Source organism: Tenacibaculum haliotis, assembly GCF_025215075.1.
GTDB classification, from domain to species: domain Bacteria; phylum Bacteroidota; class Bacteroidia; order Flavobacteriales; family Flavobacteriaceae; genus Polaribacter; species Polaribacter haliotis_B.
Map to the genome: position 1 here is coordinate 53,454 of NZ_JAOBTH010000025.1, position 18,697 is coordinate 72,150.

Genomic DNA, 18,697 nt, shown 5'->3' on the forward strand with positions numbered 1-18,697 from the left:
TATATGAGTGGAATTGGAAAATATTTTAGGTTGAATTTAAATAGCACCACCAAGCAAGAATCTTCTGGAGGATGTGGTTGTGGTAGCACTTCTAACGGATGTGATTCTAATAAACCTAAAGAAGAGTTAAGTAACGAAGAGTTTTTTGAAGCCGCAGTTGATGCTGCTATTGGTGATGAAAGACATAAAGATGGTTTTGATCAAGTTTTTGATGTAAAAATGGACCGTAGATCTGCCTTTAAAAAATTAACTGCAAGTTTATTAATTGGAGCCGGTGCAGCTTCGTCATGTACCAGTATAACCGCTAGCGAAGAATCAAAAGAGAAAGCACAAATAGATTGGGAAGAGCAATTTAAAGGGAACTATAAATTGATGGATGACAAAGAGAAAAACGCAACTGTTGATCGACTTGTGCGCTCTTATCAATTACGTACCGGTAAAAATATTAGCATGTCTAATAAAAATGCCGAAGAAGATGTGTTGTTTGGGTACGCTTTTAATATCTCAAAGTGCCAAGGATACATGGATTGTGTAAGTGCTTGTGTGGAGGAAAATAATCAAGATAGAAATTCGCAAATGGAATACATCCGTATTCATGAAATGAAAGACGGAAAAGGGTTTAATTTTAATGAAGCTGATGATAATTATTATCATGAAGTTCCTGCTGAAGGACATTTTTATATGGGAACTCAGTGTTTTCATTGTGATAACCCACCTTGTGTAGAAGTTTGTCCTGTACAAGCTACTTGGCGAGAAGAAGACGGAATTGTAGTGGTTGATTACGATTGGTGTGTAGGTTGTAGATATTGTATGGCAGCTTGCCCTTACGATGGTCGTCGTTTTAACTGGAGTAAACCAGAGGTTCCGGAAGCTGAGGTAAATAAAAATCAGCATTATTTAGGAAATAGAATGCGTAAAAAAGGGGTGATGGAAAAATGTACTTTTTGTGTACAACGTTCTAGAGCTGGTAAAAATCCTGCTTGTGTAGAGGCTTGTCCTACCGGTGCACGTATTTTCGGAAACTTGTTAGATCCTAACAGTACCATTCGTTGGGTATTAGAAAATAAAAAAGTATTCAGATTAAAAGAAGATTTAGGTACTGAACCTAAGTTCTGGTATTTTATGGATTAATTGGTTTTGCGTTAGGGATTGCAGTGATATCCTTTTATTTGTCACTTTGAGCGAAGCGGAAAAGTTGTCAAATAAAAGATTTAACGAAAAGCCCGACCGTTAGGGAACGCCCAAAATAAAATATAAATGAAGCGTTATAATAAAAAATAAAATGAGAAGACTTAAAGTTTTTGGAAGTTTAATAAAAGACAGTTTAGATGTTATTACCCGAGGATCTAAAAGATATCATATCTGGATGGGGTTTTTAACTTTAATAATGCTAATTGGTATGTATTGTTATTCCATTCAATTAGAACACGGATTGAGTGTTACCGGAATGACAGATCGGGTAAGTTGGGGATTGTATATTTCTAATTTTACTTTTTTAGTTGGGGTGGCTGCAGCGGCAGTTATGCTAGTAATGCCAACCTATGTTTTAAAAGATGTAGACTTTAAACAAGCAGTATTAATTGGAGAAGGTTTAGCGGTTGCCGCATTAATTATGTGTTTAGCTTTTGTGGTTGCCGATATGGGAGGTCCTTCTGTTTTATGGCATATGATGCCTGTTATAGGTGTTTTTAACTTTCCAAATTCAATGTTAACTTGGGATGTTATTGCCTTAAACGGTTACTTATTTATTAATATTAGTATTCCATTTTATATACTATTTAGGCATTATCAAGGAAAAGAATCTAAGAAAAATGTGTATTTACCAGGAGCTATTATTTCTGTTTTTTGGGCAGTAGGAATTCACTTAGTAACCGCCTTTTTATATCAAGGATTACAAGCAAAACCTTTTTGGAATACGGCTTTACTAGGACCTCGTTTTTTAGCTTCTGCTTTTGCAGCTGGACCTGCTTTAATTATTTTAGTTTTAGCAATTATTAGAACGTACACCGAGTTTAAAATAGAAAATAAAACCATAAAAAAACTAGCTTTAGTAGTTACTGTTGCTGCTCAAATTAACTTAATTATGTTAATCTCTGAGTTATTTAAAGAATTTTATGCGCCTACACACCATAGTGAAAGTGCTTATTATTTATTTTTTGGATTGCACGGTAAAACTGCGTTGTTGCCTTGGATTTGGACAGCTATTACCTTAAATGTAATCGCAACCGTATTATTAACGTTTCATAAACTTCGTAATAATTTTAAAGTATTATTTTTTGCCTGTACAATTTTATTTATTGCAATTTGGATTGAAAAAGGGTTCGGCTTAATCGTTCCTGGATTTATTCCTGGACCTTACGGAAAAATAGCTGAATATACGCCTACAGGAATTGAAATTGGTGTTACTTTAGGTATTTGGGCAATGGGCGCACTTATTTTTACGGTATTGGCAAGAACGGCAATTCAAATTGAAATAGGAAAGATGAGGTATCAAAAAAAGTAAACAACTAATTTTTACAGCTAAAAATTACAATTATAAAAATATATTTTATTTCTACGAAAAGAGGTTGTAAAAATTGTAAAATAACAAAAAACCTTATTTTAGCAAATAAAAAGCATGAGTAATTTTTTAATTGGTATTGGTAAACGTATCAAAATTATCAGAAAAGAACAGAAATTAACTATTAGCGAAGTTGCTTCAAATGCTGGCGTATCGAATGGCTTAATTTCTAGAATAGAAAACGGAAGAACCATACCTTCGTTACCTGTTTTATTAGAATTAATAGGAGCTTTAAAAATTGATGTTAGTACTTTTTTTAAAGATATAGAAAATTCACAAGCAAGTAATTATATTCATATTACAAAAGAGCAACAACAATTAATTGAAAAAGAAGTTGAAGCTAAAGGTTTTACTTACAATCATATTTTTAGTAAAAGTTTATCTGCCATGGGATTTGAAGCTGTTATTTTAAATATAAACCCTAATTCAAAAAGAGAAAAAGTAGTTACTGACGCGTGGGAGTTTAAATATATTATTAGCGGGAGTTGTACATATTATATTGGCGAAGATGAAATTATTGTAAATAGAGGTGATTCGCTATATTTTAACGGAAAAACACCTCATTTACCATTTAATCATACAGCACAAGATTGTACAATGCTTGTGCTGTATTTTTTTATTGATACTGATTAAATTCTCTTAAAAATATCTTTTAAATTTACCAACGATTCTAAAATATATGTTGGTTTTTCTTTTTCTAATTGTGCTTTTGTTTGTGCGCCTGATAAAACACCCACTGTAATTCCGCAACCTGCATTTTTCCCTTCTTCTATATCAATAGCAGAATCACCGGCTTTTAAAACTTTTGAAGCATCGGTTACACCTAATAACTCCATTGCTTGAAATATCATATCTGGATTCGGACGTCCGTTTACAACATCACTTGCTGTAATTAGAACATCATAATGTACTTTTTCATCCCACTTTAATTTATCTAATAATAAAGTAGCTGTTTTTCTATCATATCCTGTATTTAGAACTACTTTAATACCATCGGCACGTAAATCTAATAAAATGTTTTCAACACCTTTTATCGGTTTTACTTCTAAAGTGGCATACGTAACTGTTAACAATTTTTTAAAATTATCAAAAATAATTTGAGAATCTTTTAATTTATCAGACTTTAAATATGTTAAAACATCTTTAATTGCTTTGTGTTTTTCTTTTCCTGCTCCATATTCTAAAACCGTTTCTAAAGACACCTTAACATTAGCGGCTACAATTGCTTTATGTAATGTTTTATATACCACATTTTGTTCATCTACTGTTGTTCCTGCCATATCAAAAACAACCATTTCTATTTCTCTCTTTGCTTTGCTCATCATCATTATGATTTATTAAATATTTTATTGATATTTTCTTTTGAAAAACCAGCACTTCCTGTCATTCCTTTTCCTCCAATACCTGTTACAACATGTACATTATTGCTTATTGTGTGTTCAAAAATATCTTTTTCTTTACATTGACTGTAAAAACCTGCCCATTTATACTGAATATCGTAAGTTGGTAAGTCTATTATTTTTTTAGCTTCTGCAATCATAAAATTATCAATATCCTCATTTAAGTCAAAACCTAAATCATCGCTATTTTTTGCAGTAGCGTATTCGTGAGAATCTCCTAAAATTATCGAACCATCCGTAGCTTGTTTAAATAAAATATGAACACCATATTTTTTCTGAAAACTATCAGGATCTTCTTTTGCTTTAATTTGATTCCAAGAAGCACATTCTTCAAAAGCCTCATACCTTCGGATTGTTGAACCTGTTAAAATAGAACCATCCAAAGTATAATTTTTTTGAGGCTTAGTTTGCATCATTTGTAATTTAGAAACTACCAAATCGCTATTATTATAAATTGATGGATACAATGTTTTAAAATCTACTCCGTTACAAATAATAACTTTTGATGCTTTATATAACACACCTATTGAAGATGTTACCACCACTTCATTATTAATTTCTTCCGTATTAATTACAGTGGTATTGTAATGAATATCAATATTTTTTTCTGCGGATAAAAAAGAATGTAAACGATGAATCATCGTTTTTGGCTCTACAGTTACTTCTTCAGGAAAAAACAATCCTGCTTTACAATAATCTGCACGTAATCCTGCGTATTTATCTAAACATTGTGCTTTCGTTAATAAATTTGAAGTATAATTATTGTTTTTATTAATTTGATGTAATTCTTCAATTAACTGAACTTCTTCATTATTAGAAGCTAAATAAACCGTACCGTTTTGACGAATTGTTACATCAAATTGACTTTGAATATCTTTATAAATAGCTAAACTTTCTCTTCCATAGTTTTGCCATTTTTGATTCATTCCCGAAGGTACAACTTGTCCGAAATTACGAACCGTTGCTCCTTGTGGCTTATTATCTCTTTCTAAAATTGCTACTGATAATCCTTTTTTTGCTGCGTGATAAGCGTGAAAAGTTCCTAAAACTCCACCTCCAACAACGATTAAATCATACTTATTGTTCATATACTAAATCTTTTAATTGTACTGGTTTTTTGTATTTGTTTTTAAAAAACTGAAAGCAATAAATTGTTATTGCTAATCCTATAAATGCTAGAAAATATAATGCTTGTGTAAAAAAGGAAAGCCAAGAAATATCTCCTTTTCCAAAATTTTTATAAAGAAGAATCAGAATGCTTCCTAAATATCCGAAGGCATCGGCAATGTAAATTAAGAAACCTACGTTTCCATTAATTTTAAAAGTTGCAATCATTCTATCAAAGAAAATTCCGTTAAAAGGTACGTAACAACTGTATAATCCTATTCCTGAAATTACCATCCAAACTAATGGTGTAATAACTTGTTGTTGATATAAATATGTTGATACTAAAATTGAAACACACCCAATAATCAACACATAATGGTAATACATAAAAGCTTTATAATTTTTAGTAATACTACCTATCATCCCTAAAACAACTAATACAATAATAGCTATTGGTATTTCAGAAATACTATAAATAGAGGCATCTGTATAACCTAAAGAATCCCATATTTCTCTGGCAAAATTGTCTCTAAAATCTCTAATTGATGTTAATAGCATAAAGAAAAATACTATTAAAGTTAAAGGCAGTGCGTATTTTTTAAATAACAGCTTTCTTTCTTGTTTGTTTAATGGTTTTCTTACAGCTCTTAATAATTTATCTTCTGTTGTTGGTGGTGGTAATTTTTCTAACAACCAGGCAAAAAACAGTAACGGTAGTATAAAAAATAACCCTGTAATAAATGGCATCCAATATTCATCAAACTGAAATTTATCTAATACCATTTTACCTATTGTTTTAACAGCTCCTGAGGAAACTATAAAACTAGATGATAAAATTACTCCTAATAATTCGGTAGCTTTTCTTCCTTCTAGATAAGAAAATACAATTCCCCAAATCATTCCTAATGGTAATCCGTTTAAAAATAAAAAGAGAATATTATAAGGTGCTGGAATAACTGCAAAACCTAACAATGCTAATTCTGCTGAAAAAATAAAACCAACTAAATAAAGCATTCTTTTGTGTGATTTCATTTCTGAAATTACTTTTATGCCTACAAATTTTGATAATGTATAGCCAATAACTTGAGCTACGATTAATAAAATTTTATAATCAACGCCCCAAAAAGCTAAGTTTTCAAATGTTGCTACTGTAAAAGGTTTTCTAAAAGCATACATACAAAAATAAGTACCGAATGCTGCAATAGAAGCTTGTAATAAAAAACGTAAACGCATGAGTTCTTTTTTTAACATCATTAGCCCTCAATTACTGAGGGCTTTATGACTGTATTTAAAAACCACTATAAAGTGAATTTAACACCAATGTTTCCTTTAACACCGTAATATTCTACTTGTTTCGGGCGGTCTTGGCTTTTACCGTAATGATAAATCAGGGGGTTATTTAAAATATTATTGAAATCAGTATATATTGTCCATTTTTTTCCTATTTGATAAGATGCTGAAAAATCTAACGTATTATATTTTCCGTAATACACATCATCAATATCTCTTTCACCGTAAGCAATAGCGTATTTTCCTTTATGATTAAAAGCTACTCGAGTATTAAATCCGCCTTTTTCAAAAAATAATTGCGCATTAAACAAACTACCTGCTTGATAAGCCATCGCTACTTTTCTACCACTTGCTTTTGTCATTTCAGAATCCATAAACGTAGCGTTTAATTGTGTTCCAAAGTATTTTAAAAATCCTGGTAAGAAATCAAAACGTCTGTTAATTCCTAATTCTAAACCACCAATCCATGATGCTGCTCCTCCATTTACAGGAGTCGTAAATTCAACACCTTCTTTTCCGTTATAAGTTCCTTGATAGGTATCATTATAAATAATATCTGTAATCGATTTATAAAAAACACCTGCATTTACAACACCTACATTCTGAAAGTAATATTCTCCTAATAAATCAAAATTCCATGAAAATGTTGGATTTAAATCTGGATTACCTCCTTTAAATTCATTATCAAAAGAAATAAAAGTTCCTGATGGAGAAATATCTCCAAAATTAGGTCTTGAAAAACTTCTTGTTGCTGCAAAACGAATATTTAAATCTCTTTGAGGAGAATATTTAACGTGTAACATTGGTAATACTGCCCAATAATTTTTAATTTTTATCGACTTTGTTAAAACATCATTTTCAACAACATATCCTGATACTTTTGTTTCCGTTTTTGTAGCTCTTAATCCTCCTAAAATAGTCCACTTTTCAGAAGCTTTTAAAGTTCCCATACCATAAAAAGATAAATGAGTTTCATCTACATTAAAGTTTCTTCCTAATCCTCTATTATATTGTAAAGCTGATGAATCATCTTCTAAAACGCTTAAATTTGCTTTGTTTGACGTCCAGAAATTATTCATTCCTTCGGTAGATAAAACAGGTCCAAAAGTTGATTGAATATTAGACCCCATTTCATTTAAATAATCAACTCTACCTGGTTGCTGAATAACATATTGAGAAGAATCTGATAACACTGGAGTTTCTCCTGCACCATTCCATCCGTAGTATAAATCTTCAAAAGTTGCTCTACGATCTTTATCTCGATATTTAGTACCTACTTTAATTTTGAAGTTATCATTAATCGTATGTTCATAATTTAATGAGGCTGCTATATTATCTCTTTCTTTTATTGATATTTTGTATAATTCTAAATCTGAAAACTTCATTTTAGTTGCATCCATTTTAAATTTAGAATCGCTAAAAAATCCAAATAAAGCATCGGTATCATTATAATCTAATTTTCCACCATCTGCTTTCCAATAAGCTCTATCATCACCAGCACCACCAGCATCTTTTGGTTTGTTATCTAAATATTCAGCATTGATACCAACACCATCTTGTTTAAATTTTACAACAAAATAACTTTTATCTTGTGCTGTTGGCGTATTTCCATATTTAAATTCATTAGCATAAGAAGCAATGCTCCAATCGAATTTTCCGTTTTCAACAAGATGTCTTCCTCCTATTTCTTTTCCAAAAAGCTCTGTAATTAATTCGTTATGTATATTTTGTAATTCTACTCTTGTAGTACTTGTTCCTGAATCGAATTTATCAAAACGAATTCTATGCTTATAATGTTCCTCAGTATCCGATAAAGTTCCATAAACTCCTCTAAAATACATTTTATGAGCAGGTGTAAAATTATATTCCATCGAAGCGTTTAATCCCATGGTAACTCTTACACCGTTATAATCTCTTAATTCCATTCTAAAAACACCTTCGTCTCCTTTTCTACGTGCTTCAAAATTATCAGTACCCCAGCTTCTATTCCAATACGAACCATTTACGATATATCCGAACTTACCATCTTTACTTTTATTACCAATAGTTAAAGAAGCATTATAAATTGGTTTACCCGATTTTTCATTAAAACCTCCTCCAATATTTACATTTAAAAGTTGTTTGGTTGGTGCTGTTTGCGTGATGAAGTTAACACCTCCACCAATACCGTCTGATTCCATATCAGGTGTGTATGCTTTGGCTGCTTGTACGTATGAAATTAATTCTGATGGAAAAAAATCAAAAGCCGTTGCACGTGAAGTGGTTTCTTCTTCGGCTGTTGGAAGTCTATTTCCATTAATAGTTGTTGATGTCCAAAAAGGAGGCAATCCTCTTACTGATACAAAACGTCCTTCACCTTGATCTCTTTCAATAGATAAACCTTGAATACGTTGTACTGTTTCGGCTGCATTACGATCTGGTAATTTACCAATACCATCAGAAGCAATCACATTCATTATACTCATTGATTTTTTTTGAATACTCAAAGCTTTTGCTTCACTATTTCTTCTTGCTCCTCCATTAATTACAACTTCTTCTAATGCATTTGAAGAAGGTAATAAAGCAACTACACCTATATTTTTACTAGCATTACCAATAATAGAAACATCTACTATCTTTGTTTGAAAACCGATGTAAGAAATTTCTAATTTTATAATACCATTTTTAATTTTATTTATCACAAAATTACCATCAAAATCTGTGTACACTCCTTTTGTAGTTTCTGCTACCGAAACACTAGCTCCTGGTAAAGGAAAATTACCGTCAGTTACAATACCTGAAACATTAGCTTCTTGTGAAAAAACGGCATTACTTATAAAAAGAACTACTAGTGTACTTAATAAAAGTTTAAATTTATTCATTTTTTTTAGTTTTACAATAGTTAAATTATCTAATGCAAATCAAGTTATTTTTTTACTATTTGTAAACTTTAAAGTGTTAAGAAAACTTTTACAGAAAGATATTTTAATGTAATAAAATTGTTAAGTAAATTATTTTAATTTTTAAACTTATGAATATTACATAATAAAAACCCTAATAATACCCTATGGTTTCTACACAAAATAATGTAGTTTTACACTTTATTATATAATAATGACAATACAAAATTTAGTAGGAAAATATAACATTATTGGTAATAACCAAGATGCAGAAAAGCACACTTATAAAGGTGTGCTTTCTTTAGTTTTAGATGCTAATAAGCGAATTAATGCTACATGGCTTATTAATAATGAACAAGAACAAATTGGTACTGGTTTTTTTAAAAATAATATTTTAGTCATCAATTTTAACTACAAAGGTGCCGACAAAAACATTTATAAAGGAGTGGTTGTTTATCAATGTATTTCTAAAGATATTTTAGATGGTTTTTGGTCTGAAAAACACGGTAATCCGTTATACTTAGGTGAAGAGCGTTGTTTTAGAATAAAAGAAAACGAACTTTTAAATTAGCTTTTTTTATGCAATGTCCTTGTAATCCGTCAAAAAAATATAGTGCTTGTTGTGAAAAAGCACATCAAAATATACAAACTGTTTTAACTGCGGAACAATTAATGCGATCGCGATATAGTGCATTTGTATTGGCAAATATTAGTTACTTACACGAAAGCCACCACTCCACTACTCGACCTACACAAAAAGAAAATAAAGAGATTTTAAGTTGGACAAAATCTGTAGAATGGGTAAAGTTAGAAGTTACAAATACAACTAAAGGAACATTTACAGATATAACCGGAACCGTTGAATTTAAAGCTTATTTTATAGAAAACGGAGCTATTGATGTAATTCATGAAAACTCTTCTTTTTGTAAAGAAAATAAACATTGGGTATATTTTAAAGCGGATTAACCCATGTACAAAATTACACAATAATTAGTCTTTTTGTTATTTCAATGATAAAAACGTAATAAAAATCAAAATTATTTAAAAAAAAGAGTACATTTGACCCAATGTTAAACAACAAAAGAAATATCAATTCTTCAGAGATCGTAAACTTTACGACTTCTTTTGTTGGCTCTACCATTATTTCTACTACAATTATTATTACCCTTTAAGGGTTTATTTACTACATATCATCCTGTATATATTTATTTTTTCAAAAAATTGAAAACAGATAAATAGCATCAAAAAAATACATCATTAATTACATTTATATCTTTTAAAATGAAAGTTTTAAAATTCGGAGGTTCATCAGTAGCCAATAGTCAAAACATTAATAAAGTACTTCAAATAGTAACAAATACTGCTTCAAAAGAAAAAATTGCAGTGGTCGTATCTGCATTTGGTAAAACTACCAATAAATTAATTGCAGCTGCAAATAATACTGCCAATAATAATGCTTCGTACACCATACTTTTTGATGAAGTAAAAGAACTACACGTACAAGTTATTGCAGATTTAGTAAACAATACTGCACAAGATAAAGTACAACAAAAAGTTAGCACATTATTTAACCAATTACAAACGTTACTAGAAGGTTGTTTTCTTTTAAAAGAAGTAACCCCAAAAACAATGGCAACTATTAGTAGTTTTGGCGAATTATTATCTTCATATATCATTTCTGAAGCTGCTAAAAACACCTTAAATGCTACTTATAAAGATAGTAGAGAACTTATTAGTACTTCTAATTTTTTTGATAAAGCTCAGGTAAATTTTGCTGTTACAAATAAAAATTGTCAAGATTTTTTTAATAACAACTCACATCAAGTTACAGTTTTACCGGGATTTATTGCAAAATCAGAAAGTGGTTTAACAACAACTTTAGGAAGAGGTGGTTCTGATTATACTGCAGCAATTTACGCTGCTGCATTAAATGTAAGTGAACTACAAATATGGACAGATGTAAGTGGAATGTTTACTGCAAATCCTAGTGTGGTTAAACAAGCTTTTCCAATATCTAAAATTTCATATCAAGAAGCGATGGAGTTATCGCATTTTGGAGCAAAAGTAATCTACCCTCCTACTATACAGCCAGTATTAGAAAAAGAAATTCCGATTGTTATTAAAAACACTTTCGAACCAGATAATGTGGGTACGTTAATTAGCAAAGAAGCTAAAAGTAAAAACCTTGTAAAAGGAATTACTCATATAGAAAACATCACGTTGTTAACACTAGAAGGTAGTGGAATGGTTGGAGTATCAGGTATATCTAAACGATTATTTGAAACGCTTTCTATTCAAGATGTTAATGTTGTTTTAATTACACAAGCCTCTTCTGAACATTCTATTTGTGTAGGTATTTATGATGAGGATACCCAAAAAGCAGCCAAAGCAATTAACGATGCTTTTGAGATAGAGATAGAACGTCATAAAATAAAACCTGTGATTGTAGAACAAGGTTTAGCTATTTTAGCTTTAGTAGGTGACAATATGAAAAATCATCAAGGTTTAAGCGGACAAATGTTTGGTACTTTGGGTAAAAACAATGTAAATATTAGAGCCATTGCTCAAGGCGCTTCACAAAAAAACATATCCGCAGTTATTGATAGTAAAGATGCTAAAAAAGGATTAAACATATTGCATGAACAGTTTTTTGAAGAAAAAATAAAACAATTAAACTTGTTTGTTACAGGTGTTGGTAATGTTGGTGAGCGTTTATTAGCCCAAATACAACAGCAAGAAAAGTATTTAAAGGAACATTTAAAATTGAACCTTAGAGTTGTTGGAATTGCCAATTCTAAAAAAATGGCTTTTGATGAAAATGGTATCAATTTAAATAATTGGAAAAATTTATTAACAAACGGAACACCTGCAACTCTTGATGATTTTTTTGCCAAAACAAAAAGCTACAACCTTCGTAATGCTGTTTTTGTAGACAATACTGCGAATCAAAAAGTTTCAGAAATTTACGAAAAATATTTACGTAATAATATTGCCGTAGTTACTTGTAATAAAATAGCTTGTGCTTCTGATTTAAACAACTACAAAACATTAAAAACAGTATCAAAAAAATACAAAGCACCTTTTTTATTCGAAACCAATGTTGGCGCAGGTTTACCTATTATCGACACGTTAAAAAATTTAGTTGCTTCAGGTGATAGAGTTCATAAAATACAAGCCGTTTTATCGGGTAGTTTAAATTTTGTTTTTAATAATTTTAATGCTGCCAATACATTTCATGATGTTGTTACCGAAGCTCAAAAAGAAGGTTATACAGAACCAGATCCTAAAATTGATTTAAGTGGTGTTGATGTTGCCAGAAAAATATTAATTCTTGCTCGTGAAAGCGGATATAATTTAGAATTATCTGACATTGAAAACAACTCTTTTTTATCAGAAAAAAGCTTAAAAACTACTAATAATGATGATTTTTATGCCAGTTTAACCGAATTTGAAGCGGATTTTCAACAAATTTTTAAAGAAGCAAATGATAAAAATTGTCGCTTAAAATATGTTGCTGAATTTTCTGATGGTAAAGCAAAAGTTGGGCTACAACATATTCTGGCTAACCATCCTTTTTACAACTTAGAAGGAAGTGATAACATCGTGTTATTTTTTACTGATAGATATCCTATAAATCCACTACAAATAAAAGGTGCTGGTGCTGGTGCAGATGTTACCGCATCAGGAATTTTTGCCGATATTATTAGAGTAGGAAATAATTAAATTTTAAGTTAAAAATATATCAAGAAGAAACTGTAAATACAGCTATCAACTTGCTATTAATTGCATAAAAAATGAAATATATAAAAATATTTGCCCCAGCCACCGTTGCCAATGTTTCTTGCGGATTCGATTCTATGGGATTTGCTGTAGACACCATGGGTGATGAAATGACTTTTAGAAAAACAGCTAAAAAAGGAGTTGAAATAACAAAAATTACTGGAGCAAACGGCTTAAGTTTTAATCCAACAGAAAATGCTGCTGGTGTAGTAGCTTTAGCAATGTTAGCAAAGCATCCTGTTAATTTTGGTATTGAAATAACCATGCACAAAGGTTTTTCTCCAGGAAGCGGTTTGGGTAGTAGTGCCGCTAGTGCGGCTGGTGCTGCTTTTGGTGTAAACGAATTATTAAACAAACCTTTTTCTGTACTAGAATTAACAAAATTCTCTATGTTAGGAGAAGAAGCTGCTTGCGGTACTCCAATTGCCGATAATGTAGCAGCTGCTGTTTACGGAGGTTTTGTACTTATTAGAAGTTACGATCCTTTAGATATTATAAAACTACCGGTTCCTAATGAATTACAATTGGTAGCAATACATCCACAAATAGAAGTAAAAACAAAAGATGCTCGAGACGTTTTACCTAAAAACGTTCCTTTAAAAAGTGCTGTTACCCAATGGGCAAATGTTGGCGGATTAGTAAGCGGTTTATACACCAACGATTATCAATTAATTAGCAATTCGTTAATCGATGTTATTGTTGAACCTGCTCGTAAACATTTAATTCCGCATTTCGATTTAGTTAAAAGTCAAGCCATCAAAGCAGGTGCTCTTGGTGCAGGAATTTCAGGATCTGGCCCTACCATTTTTGCATTGTGTAAAGGCAAAGAAATTGCTAAAAAAGTACAAGAAGCTATCCAAAAATCTTATGCAGACAAAAACATTGATTTTACACTTTTTTCATCAAAAATAAACACAGAAGGTATTCGGGTTTTAGAATCAGAATAATAACAACTTTTACTCATAAATTATTGCTAAACGCAACAACACAAACAACACAAACAACACAAACAACACAAACAACACAAAAATGAACTATTATAGTCTTAATAAAAAATCACCTAACGTTAACTTTAAAGATGCTGTAGTAAACGGATTAGCATCAGATAGAGGTTTGTATTTTCCTGAAAACATTACACCTTTATCAAAAGAATTTATTAAAAATATTGATACCTATTCTAACAACGAAATAGCTTACGAAGTCATTAAACAGTTTGTAGGAGATGAAATTCCAACTGAAACACTAAAACAGATTATTAGTGAGACTTTATCTTTTGATTTTCCAGTAATTCCAATAGATGAAAACACAAATACTTTAGAGCTTTTTCATGGTCCTACCATGGCTTTTAAAGATGTTGGTGCTCGTTTTATGGCACGTTGTTTAGGGTATTTTAACAGAAATAATAACAATAAAGTTACGGTACTGGTTGCTACTTCAGGGGATACTGGCGGAGCAGTTGCGGATGGATTTTTAGATGTAAAAGGTGTAGATGTTGTTATTTTATATCCTAGCGGAAAAGTAAGTGACATTCAAGAAAAACAATTAACTACTTTAGGTAAAAACATTACTGCTTTAGAGGTTGATGGTGTTTTTGATGATTGTCAGGATATGGTTAAAACTGCTTTTTTAGATGCTAAAATTAACCGTGTATTAACTTCAGCAAATTCAATTAACGTTGCTCGATGGTTACCGCAGATGTTTTACTTCTTCTTAGCTTACAAACAAGTTTACAAACAACAAAAAGACATTGTTTTTTCAGTGCCAAGTGGTAATTTTGGGAATATTTGTGCAGGTATTATGGCTCAGAAATTAGGCTTGCCTATTAAACATTTTGTTGCTGCAACCAACATAAACGATACCGTGCCTAATTATTTGGCAAATGGAATTTACAAACCAAAACCATCAAAAGCAACAATTTCTAATGCGATGGATGTAGGAAATCCTAGTAATTTTATCCGTATTCAAGAATTATTTAAAAATGATATTAAGGCATTAAAAAACACTTTTTCATCTTATTCTTTTTCTGATGACGAAACACAAGAAGCGATGAAAATTATTTATAAAAAAAGCAACTATATTGCTGATCCTCATGGAGCAGTCGGATATTTAGGCGCTAAAGAATATCAAAAAGAAAATCCAAATGATGTATGTATCTTTTTAGAAACCGCGCATCCTGTTAAGTTTTTAGAAGTGGTAGAAAATTCATTAAATATTAAAATTGCAATTCCTAAACAGATTAAATCTGTTATAGATAAAGAAAAAAAATCTATAAAAATTAGCTCTTATAATGATTTAAAATCTTTTTTGAATGCTTAAAAAACCCACCTCCAAAAGCAAAATGTTTTTGAAGGTGGTTTTTAAATATTTTTTACTGTCTAAATAGTAGTATATTTTTAAATCCTATTTAGGTTTACTAAAATTAAGGAGTTAAAAACTATTCATTTTACACAACTGCCCTTATTAATCTCAATCTCTTCAAATAGGTAAATAAATACTACTTTTACCTATTAACACAACTTAAATCTGTCCTTAAAATATTTTGATTCTTGATAAAAGTAAACTTGATATTTCAATCTTACCCAATCATTATTTATTTAAAAAAATCTCATCTAAATACTCCAATTCAAAGATTCATTATTTTTAGATGTGTGTAATGCGTAATTGTGTCTAAAAAACAATGGAATAACTACTGTTTTTTTTTAATTCCTTGATCACCATCATAGTGATGCCCTATTTTAATTAAACTATATTTAATTTTTCAAATTCTGATTCATTTTTATAAATAATAGTAATGTCTATAATCGGTTAAAATTTTAATTAGGTATAGATTACTTCCAACATCTTATGCCCTACATTTAAGATCATTTTAATATTCACTTTTTATAAAATTAAAATTTGTAATCCAATTAGCTGTTTATTTTATAATTAACTTATTATTTATGAATAAAGCACAACGAATTTTATTAGGTTATTTTAAAAACTTTATTCCTGGGAAATAAAACACCTCCCTTTCATTACTAATTCGTAATGTATTTATCAATATTGAAATGAAATTGATGAAATATAAAATGCCTATAACAATAAAAAATATATTTAAATTCATATTCTTTATAAGCCCAATTTTTGATAAAAAAAACATTAATATTGGGATGAAAAATAACACAATTGTCCATGTTATTTCAAAATTGATTAAATCTCCTCCAAGTTTATTGATCTTCTTAATTTTCCCTTTTTTGGAAGTCCAAATTATAAATGGAATTAATATTCCTAATAATGGAAAAAATAGAAAGGTTAATGCAGAAAGATTAAGATATATCAAATATTTTTTATCTTCTTTTATTGACCAATCAATCAATTCGTCTGGACTTACATTTAAAGCATTTGCTAAACGTTTTAATGATTCACCAGTAGGGTTAGACTCCCCTTTTTCAATTCTCTGAATTGTACGTAAACTTAATCCTGATTCTTCAGCAAGAAATTCTTGAGATATTCCTTTTTGATTTCTTAATTCTTTAACTCTAATTGCTAAATGGTTTTTATCCATTTTATTGTGTTTTTATTTTTAATTCATTTTTTTGTCTCATAATTGTAATAGTTATTATTCCTAAAATAAAAGCAGGTATAATTTGAACCAAAGAACCATATACTACATGATTTAATAAAGCTTGTTCAAAACTATTATAGTATAATCCATAATGAGTACCTATTTCCCATTTTGTATCTACCCACCAAAGAATTGCAACAGGAATTCTAGAAAATGGGGAGAACACAACTAAACTTAACAACAAAATTCCAATTGCCTTTTTCTCTTTATAAACTTTCATTCCTAAATAGATTGCAAAACCTAAGGTTAACCAAAGTAATCCGATTAAAAAAATAGCATATTCTGGTAAGCCAATCAACTCCAAACAATATCTAACTGGTGTTAGAAATAATGAAATAATAATTGGAATTTTAGCATAATCAACAGCTTGTTGTAATATTATTTTTTTACTATGTACCATATAATTATCTTTTTTTAGCTGTAATTTTACGACCAGATTGATTCATGGTTAAACTTATCATCTGATTATCCTCTTTATTAAATATAACTTCAACTTTTAATTCTTTTACAAAAAAGTGATTTTCTTTTGCTGCAAATAACGGAATTCTTTTTGTTTGACCCGGTGCTAGTAAATACAAATGATTTGTTTCATCAATACCAATTGTAAGAGAAACATTTGATCTTACTTCATAAGAACCCACATATTCTCTTAGTTTTTTAAGATCGACTTTAATTGATTTTCTTTCTGAGGTAATCTTTTTATCTACTTTTGGAATAAAAATAAACTGACCTGCTACTTCTTTAGCTAAAGAACTGATTTTTTTTACAATTACAATTAGATAAAGCCGTAATATATACCTTCTCTTTCGGTAAAAACACAGAAAGAGATATAAATCCTTTTGTGCTTCCTGTATGTGCAATTACTGGAGATTTACCTAATTTTGAAAATCTAAATCCGTATCCGTAAGGTATTTTTTTACCATTATTTAAAAGAGTTGGTGTCATCGCTTTTTTTATACTAGACGCTTTTAAAAGAGTGTTAGAAAACAAGGCGTTTTGCCATTTCAAAAGATCGCTAGTAGTTGATAAAATTCCACCTGCAGAATACGCTAACGACAAGTTCATATCATCTACTTTTATGAATTTATTTCTTTCAACCTTATAGCCTAAAACACTTTTTTGTATAATTTGATTCTTTTTTCCATAGGAAGAAGAATTCATGTTTACTTTATCAAAAATATGTTCTTTTATAAATTCACCATACGATTTCTTAGAAACTATTTCTATAATCTTTCCTAATAAAATATAGCCAGCATTACTATATTTAAATTGCTCTCCAGGAAAAAATTCTAGAGGTTCGTTTTTAAAATACGCTATGAGTTCTGTTGGAGACACATCAGTTCTAGAAATAAAATTTTTATCACTTAAAAGGGTTTTATTTTTTATTCCTGAAGTGTGATTTAATAAATGATGTATGGTAATACCTTGCCCAATACCAGCATACTCTGGAATGTATCTTCCAATTTTATCTTTTAAATTAAGTTTACCTTGCTCTGCTAGTAATAAAATAGAAATCGCAGTAAATTGTTTAGTAATTGAACCTATTTGAAAAATACTTTTCGTTTGTAAAGAAGTATTTAACTCTAAGTTAGCTTTTCCTAAAGCTTTGTGATAAATCGTTTTTCCATCTTTAGCTACCAAAAAAGAAATTCCAGGTTCATTATCATTATAATTTAAAGAAATTATTGAGTCAATTTTTGATTCATAGTTTTGACTAAAACTTAAAAATGTAATCAAAAAGAAAGTAATTGATGTAAAATAGTTTTTCATTTATTTGTGTTTAAAATTTGCTATGCAAAATTAAATACAATATACAGTGACACTTACGCCAAGCTTATGACATTATTATGACATCTGAGGTAATCCTAATAAAAACAGATGATTTTAAGCTTAATTTCATGAAATATTGAGAATTATAAATCAGTAACTGTTTCTTTTTTATCAAGATTTTGATAAAGAGAAACTAGATAATTTTGAAACTCTTCCTACATTTTAAGTCCTCTTTTATTTTTCATGTAAGCTATATTTAACTGTTTTACTTCTCTGCTAAAAAGAATATTTATTTCTGCTACAAAAA

Annotated in this window: 16 protein-coding genes; 8 read left to right on the plus strand and 8 right to left on the minus strand. The window is 29.8% G+C overall.

The window, feature by feature from the left end; genetic code table 11:
• Nucleotides 1-3 precede the first annotated feature (3 nt).
• The 3 genes from N2251_RS05425 (at nt 4) to N2251_RS05435 (ending at nt 3,193) form a co-directional block, all read left to right on the plus strand.
• The gene (locus N2251_RS05425; RefSeq protein WP_260585701.1) at nt 4-1,131 is read left to right on the plus strand and encodes a 4Fe-4S dicluster domain-containing protein; all 1,128 of its coding nucleotides are present in this window, start codon (nt 4-6) and stop codon (nt 1,129-1,131) included.
• A gap of 151 nt (nt 1,132-1,282) precedes the next feature.
• Nucleotides 1,283-2,503, plus strand: a complete 1,221-nt coding sequence (gene dsrP / locus N2251_RS05430; protein WP_260585702.1) for a sulfate reduction electron transfer complex DsrMKJOP subunit DsrP — start codon at nt 1,283-1,285, stop codon at nt 2,501-2,503.
• Nucleotides 2,504-2,617: 114 nt separating this feature from the next.
• Nucleotides 2,618-3,193 (plus strand): helix-turn-helix domain-containing protein, encoded by a 576-nt coding sequence (locus N2251_RS05435; RefSeq protein WP_260585703.1) that lies wholly within the window; start codon nt 2,618-2,620, stop codon nt 3,191-3,193.
• Here N2251_RS05435 and N2251_RS05440 read toward each other — a convergent pair.
• The 4 genes from N2251_RS05440 to N2251_RS05455 are packed head-to-tail and all read right to left on the minus strand — an operon-like array spanning nt 3,190 to nt 9,218.
• The gene (locus N2251_RS05440; protein WP_260585704.1) at nt 3,190-3,882 is read right to left on the minus strand and encodes a phosphonatase-like hydrolase; all 693 of its coding nucleotides are present in this window, start codon (nt 3,880-3,882) and stop codon (nt 3,190-3,192) included. The two genes, N2251_RS05435 and N2251_RS05440, sit on opposite strands and share 4 nt — an antisense overlap.
• 5 nt (nt 3,883-3,887) lie before the next feature.
• Nucleotides 3,888-5,048 (minus strand): TIGR03364 family FAD-dependent oxidoreductase, encoded by a 1,161-nt coding sequence (locus N2251_RS05445; protein ID WP_260585705.1) that lies wholly within the window; start codon nt 5,046-5,048, stop codon nt 3,888-3,890.
• Nucleotides 5,038-6,321, minus strand: a complete 1,284-nt coding sequence (locus N2251_RS05450) for a DUF5690 family protein (RefSeq protein ID WP_376740999.1) — start codon at nt 6,319-6,321, stop codon at nt 5,038-5,040. The genes N2251_RS05445 and N2251_RS05450 overlap by 11 nt, the downstream gene beginning before the upstream one ends.
• A 44-nt stretch (nt 6,322-6,365) precedes the next feature.
• Nucleotides 6,366-9,218 carry a TonB-dependent receptor gene (locus N2251_RS05455; RefSeq protein ID WP_260585706.1) on the minus strand — a complete coding sequence of 951 codons (2,853 nt, stop codon included), beginning with the start codon at nt 9,216-9,218 and terminating at the stop codon, nt 6,366-6,368.
• Nucleotides 9,219-9,450: 232 nt separating this feature from the next.
• Here N2251_RS05455 and N2251_RS05460 point away from each other — a divergent pair, with 232 nt between their 5' ends.
• The 5 genes from N2251_RS05460 (at nt 9,451) to thrC (ending at nt 15,332) form a co-directional block, all read left to right on the plus strand.
• The gene (locus N2251_RS05460; RefSeq protein WP_260585707.1) at nt 9,451-9,807 is read left to right on the plus strand and encodes a hypothetical protein; all 357 of its coding nucleotides are present in this window, start codon (nt 9,451-9,453) and stop codon (nt 9,805-9,807) included.
• An 8-nt stretch (nt 9,808-9,815) separates the two neighbouring features.
• Nucleotides 9,816-10,202: a YchJ family protein gene (locus N2251_RS05465; RefSeq protein WP_260585708.1), complete on the plus strand. Its 387-nt coding sequence runs from the start codon at nt 9,816-9,818 to the stop codon at nt 10,200-10,202.
• Nucleotides 10,203-10,517: 315 nt separating this feature from the next.
• The gene (thrA, locus tag N2251_RS05470; protein WP_260585709.1) at nt 10,518-12,959 is read left to right on the plus strand and encodes a bifunctional aspartate kinase/homoserine dehydrogenase I; all 2,442 of its coding nucleotides are present in this window, start codon (nt 10,518-10,520) and stop codon (nt 12,957-12,959) included.
• Nucleotides 12,960-13,030: 71 nt separating this feature from the next.
• Nucleotides 13,031-13,963, plus strand: coding sequence for a homoserine kinase (locus tag N2251_RS05475; RefSeq protein WP_260585710.1), 933 nt, complete (start codon nt 13,031-13,033; stop codon nt 13,961-13,963).
• Between the two features lie 82 nt (nt 13,964-14,045).
• On the plus strand, nt 14,046-15,332 hold the full coding sequence (gene thrC, locus N2251_RS05480) for a threonine synthase (RefSeq protein ID WP_260585711.1): 1,287 nt from the start codon (nt 14,046-14,048) through the stop codon (nt 15,330-15,332).
• 652 nt (nt 15,333-15,984) lie between these two features.
• On the opposite strand, the gene N2251_RS05485 is transcribed toward thrC, so the two are convergent.
• From N2251_RS05485 to N2251_RS05500, 4 genes are read right to left on the minus strand one after another with little or no spacing between them, the layout of a single operon-like run.
• A complete protein-coding gene (locus N2251_RS05485; RefSeq protein ID WP_260585712.1) occupies nt 15,985-16,560 on the minus strand; it encodes a helix-turn-helix domain-containing protein in 576 nt (191 codons plus the stop codon).
• A gap of 1 nt (nt 16,561) precedes the next feature.
• On the minus strand, nt 16,562-17,020 hold the full coding sequence (locus N2251_RS05490; RefSeq protein WP_260585713.1) for a hypothetical protein: 459 nt from the start codon (nt 17,018-17,020) through the stop codon (nt 16,562-16,564).
• 4 nt (nt 17,021-17,024) lie between these two features.
• Nucleotides 17,025-17,480 (minus strand): DUF3471 domain-containing protein, encoded by a 456-nt coding sequence (locus N2251_RS05495; RefSeq protein ID WP_260585714.1) that lies wholly within the window; start codon nt 17,478-17,480, stop codon nt 17,025-17,027.
• Nucleotides 17,362-18,390 (minus strand): serine hydrolase domain-containing protein, encoded by a 1,029-nt coding sequence (locus tag N2251_RS05500; RefSeq protein WP_260585715.1) that lies wholly within the window; start codon nt 18,388-18,390, stop codon nt 17,362-17,364. The genes N2251_RS05495 and N2251_RS05500 overlap by 119 nt, the downstream gene beginning before the upstream one ends.
• Nucleotides 18,391-18,697: the final 307 nt, after the last annotated feature.